The following is a 3,455-nucleotide window of genomic DNA, read 5'->3' on the forward strand; positions in this document are numbered from 1 at the left end:
CAGAGCCATGCCGTTGGGAAGCGAAACGGAGTGGATCCCATGGTCGAGCCACGGGATGGCGGAGTGTGTTGGTGGGCAGTGCCACACACTCTGTCGTCATGACCCGGCCTGACCGGGTCATCCATGCCGTTGCACGTCCTCCCGACTGTGGTGCTCGTGTGCCGGGAACGGAGTGGATCCTCGCACAAAGCGGAGGAGGCATTCAGCGGGAATGGCCTCACCGCCCCGGCCGACCCGTCTTTTTCGGCCGGCCGCGCCGTTTTTTCTCGTCTGCCGGGTCTTCGTAGGAGCCCGCGCCGATCTTGCCGCGGGGCGTATGATGCGGGGCGTCTTCTGCCTCGATGATGGGTGCCGGTTTCTGCGGGACGGCCTTGTCCGACAGAGGCACCTCGGTGCGGCCCACGGTCATTTCATCGAGCGTGTTTTTCCGCACCTTGCTTGATGCGCTTGCCGGGTTGGCCGCGCTGCTGTTGGACGATCGCGACTTCGGCCCCGTGTGCCCCGGCTGGTGGGACGCCGCGCGGGCCTTCGCAGCCTTCTCTTTCGCCGTTTCCTTCTTCTTGCCGCTGGCACCCTGCTTGGTGCCGCCGGCGCCGAATTTCCTGTCGCCCTGATAGCCGCCGGTCTTGCCGTCCACGTCCGACTGGCGGGCCATGGCGTCGTCGGCAACCGCAAGCTCCGTTGCCTGCAGCCGCTTGATCTCGTCGCGCAGGCGGGCTGCGGTCTCGAAGTCGAGATCGGCGGCGGCATCGCGCATCTGCTTTTCCAGATCGGCGATATGGGCCGCCAGATTGTGGCCGACCAGCGAGCCTTCCTCGGCAAAGCCCGCCTCGACCGTGACATGGTCCTGCTCGTAGACCGATTCCAGAATGTCGCCGATGTTGCGCTTGACCGATTCCGGGGTGATGCCGTGCTCTTCATTATAGGCGAGCTGCTTGTCCCGGCGGCGGTTGGTCTCGGCAATCGCGCGTTCCATCGAGCCGGTCATGGTGTCGGCATAGAGCACGACCTTGCCGTCGACATTGCGCGCCGCGCGGCCGATGGTCTGGATCAGCGAGGTTTCGGAGCGCAGAAACCCCTCCTTGTCCGCATCGAGGATCGCCACCAGCGCGCATTCGGGAATGTCGAGCCCCTCGCGCAACAGGTTGATGCCGACCAGCACGTCGAACGCGCCAAGGCGCAGGTCGCGGATGATCTCGATCCGCTCCAGCGTGTCGATGTCGGAATGCATGTAGCGCACGCGCACGCCGTTTTCATGGAGGTATTCGGTGAGATCCTCGGCCATGCGCTTGGTCAGCGTGGTGACCAGCGTGCGGTAGCCCTTGGCCGCCACCTCGCGCACCTCGCCCAGAAGATCGTCGACCTGGGAGGAGGCGAGGCGGATGTCGATCACCGGATCGACCAGCCCGGTCGGGCGGATCACCTGTTCGGCAAAGACCCCGCCCGCTTCCTCCATTTCCCAGGAGCCGGGGGTGGCGGAAACGCAGACGGTCTGCGGCCGCATGGCGTTCCATTCCTCGAACCGCAGCGGCCGGTTGTCCATGCAGGACGGCAGGCGGAAGCCGTATTCGGCCAGCGTCGCCTTGCGCCGGAAGTCGCCGCGGTACATGCCGCCGATCTGCGGAATGGTGACATGGCTCTCGTCGGCAAAGACCAGCGCGTTGTCGGGCAGGTATTCGAACAGGGTCGGCGGCGGCTCGCCCGGATTGCGGCCGGTGAGATAGCGCGAATAGTTCTCGATGCCCTGGCAGGAGCCGGTCGCCTCCAGCATTTCCAGATCGAACATGGTGCGCTGTTCCAGCCGCTGCGCCTCCAGCAGGCGGCCATGGGCGTTGAGCTCCTCCAGCCGTCCTTTCAGTTCGGTCTTGATCGACTTGATCGCCTGCTGCAGCGTCGGCTTGGGCGTGACATAGTGCGAATTGGCGTAGATCTTGACCGACTTCATCTCGGCCGACTTCTGGCCGGTGAGCGGATCGAACTCGGTGATTGCCTCGATCTCGTCGCCGAACAGCGACACCCGCCAGGCCCGGTCCTCGTAGTGGGCGGGAAAGATCTCGATCGTGTCGCCGCGCACCCGGAAGGTGCCGCGCTGGAAGGCGGCGTCGTTGCGCTTGTATTGCAGGGCCACCAGATCGGCGATCAGCTGGCGCTGGTCGAGCCGCTCGCCGACCTCGATGGCGAAGGTCATCGCCGTATAGGTCTCGACCGAGCCGATACCGTAGATGCAGGACACGGAGGCGACGATGATGACGTCGTCGCGTTCCAGCAGCGCACGGGTCGCCGAGTGGCGCATCCGGTCGATCTGCTCGTTGATCGAGCTTTCCTTCTCGATATAGGTGTCGGTTCGCGGCACATAGGCCTCGGGCTGGTAATAGTCGTAATAGGAGACGAAATACTCGACCGCATTGTCGGGAAAGAAGCTCTTGAACTCGCCATAGAGCTGGGCGGCCAGCGTCTTGTTGGGGGCGAGGATCAGCGCCGGGCGCTGGGTGCGGTGGATCACCTGCGCCATGGTGTAGGTCTTGCCCGAGCCGGTGACCCCCAGGAGCACCTGGGTCTGGTCGCCGGAGCCGATGCCCCCCGCCAGCTCGGCAATCGCGGTGGGCTGGTCGCCGCGCGGCTCATAGTCCGACTTCAGGACGATCTCGACGCCGCCCTCGGACTTTTCCGGGCGTTCGGGCCGGTGCGGCACCCACAATTCGCCGTTCTTGTGCAAGGGGTTGCCGCTCTCGATCAGCGCCGACAGCGCCTCGACCGTGGCGGTTGCGCCCTGATTGCCGGTCAGCTCGCCGAATTTCTTCTCCGTCCCGGACTTCGACTTGTTGGCCTTCTTGTGGTCTTTGAGCTTCCGTTCGAGCGCCTCGGCCTCTTCCAGCGACATGTCCATGCCGGCAACCGGGTTGAGCCCCCCGGCGGCCCGTTCACGCGCGCTGCCGGCCTTGCCCATGCTGGTTCCGCGCGCCGAGCGCGCCGGTTTTGCCGTTCCCGCGCGCGTGGCCGCTCCGGTCTTGCCGCCTGACTTTGGCGCGGGCTTGGACTGTGGCGCGGGCTTGTCCGCTTCCCCGGCGATCTGCCCTTCGATTTCCCGGGCCCAGTCGCTGACCGGGCCGGAAAGCGGCGCTCCGGACAGCGGCTTTTGCGGTGCTTCGCCGAACCCTTGCGCGGGGTCCGGATCGCGGGATGTCGGGGCGGTGCCGGAGGTCTTCTTGGTCATGGCCGCCAATATGGTCCGAACCGGCGCGCGAGGAAAGCCCTTGTTGCGGGTTTGTTCCTTGGAATCTGGCATAACCGGCGCGGCTGCTGACAGGAGATGTCAGGAGACCAGAGGCGGATTGTGCGGAGTGTCCTGCCACTGCCGGTGCGGCGTGCCGCGTTTCAAGGCGGATGGGCCGTTTTCCGGGGCGGACGGGAGGAGTGGGGGAGGGGCGCGCCGGACGTCGGTTTTTTTCCGGCTT

1 protein-coding gene is annotated in these 3,455 nt (G+C 65.7%); it reads right to left on the reverse strand.

Annotation, left to right across the window (positions count from 1 at the left end; translation table 11 throughout):
* Positions 1-217 precede the first annotated feature (217 nt).
* A complete protein-coding gene (gene uvrB / locus E1297_RS03485; protein ID WP_155133928.1) occupies positions 218-3,214 on the reverse strand; it encodes an excinuclease ABC subunit UvrB in 2,997 nt (998 codons plus the stop codon).
* Positions 3,215-3,455 lie beyond the last annotated feature (241 nt).

Source organism: Roseibium sp. RKSG952 (assembly GCF_009711355.1).

Coding starts and splice junctions, on each gene's coding strand:
- uvrB (WP_155133928.1), bottom strand. CDS start 3,214: ATGACCAAGAAGACCTCCGGCACCGCCCCGACATCCCGCGATCCGGAC.